Source organism: Streptomyces sp. NRRL WC-3549, assembly GCF_000721935.1.
In the GTDB taxonomy this organism is placed as follows: Bacteria; Actinomycetota; Actinomycetes; order Streptomycetales; family Streptomycetaceae; genus Streptomyces.
The window spans coordinates 62,181-62,930 of sequence record NZ_KL585414.1 but is presented as its reverse complement, the minus strand read 5'-3'; the positions used below and the strand labels follow the sequence as shown (position 1 = coordinate 62,930).

The window sequence follows — 750 nt, the reverse complement described above, 5'->3', positions numbered from 1 at the left end:
CCGTCGTGCGGTGCGCGGGGAACACCATGCCCTCGCGGGAGCCGACCCGCAGGGCCTGGCGGCACTCGACGCTCGCGATGAAGCGGGCCGTGCCCCCGGTGCGCACGATCAAGTTCGTGGTCTCGTCCAGCAGATCCACGACCCGGCGCAGATGCGGCAAGGCCGCCGCGCGCAGCCGGGAGACCAGGGACTGCGAGTGCGCGGCGAGCTCCAGGACGGGCCCCGCCCGGTAGATCCGGTCCTCGCCCTGCACGGCGAAGTCCCGGTACACGAGCATCGCGAGCAGCCGGTGCGCGGTCGACCGGGCCACACCCAGCCGCGCGGCGATCTGGGAGACCGTGGCGCCGCCCTCCATCTGCAGGATGGTCGCCGCCCGCAGAGCGTGGTCCACGCTGGCGATCGGATAGGGCGGCGGTGTCTTGAGCGGCTTGTCCATGCCGGCACTCCTCGCGTTGTTCTGCTCTCCAGAATCTACATGTTCTCCAGAGAGACAAGTTGCAGGCTGAGGCCGTGACGCACTCCTCCATCGCACCAGACGACGTGACGGGTTCCCCGGTCCGGCTCCAGGCCGTCTCCGCAGAGGGGCAACCCGAGGTCACCCCGGCGCTCGAAGAGCTGTACCGGGGCTTCGAGCAGGAACTCCTCGTCCCGCTGTGGACGGAGATCGGCGACCTCATGCCGGCGCACCCGCGCTCGCGCGCCCTGCCGCACGTGTGGCGCTGGCAGACGCTCCTGTCTCTTATACACATC

Annotated in this window: 1 protein-coding gene and 1 pseudogene; one reads left to right on the top strand and one right to left on the bottom strand. The window is 70.3% G+C overall.

Annotated elements, in window-relative coordinates:
* On the bottom strand, positions 1-436 hold a 436-nt coding region (locus IH13_RS0121550; RefSeq protein WP_031086881.1), incomplete at its 3' end, for a helix-turn-helix domain-containing protein.
* Between the two features lie 74 nt (positions 437-510).
* Here IH13_RS0121550 and IH13_RS0121545 point away from each other — a divergent pair.
* Positions 511-750, top strand: a pseudogene (locus IH13_RS0121545) (cupin); the annotation flags it as partial.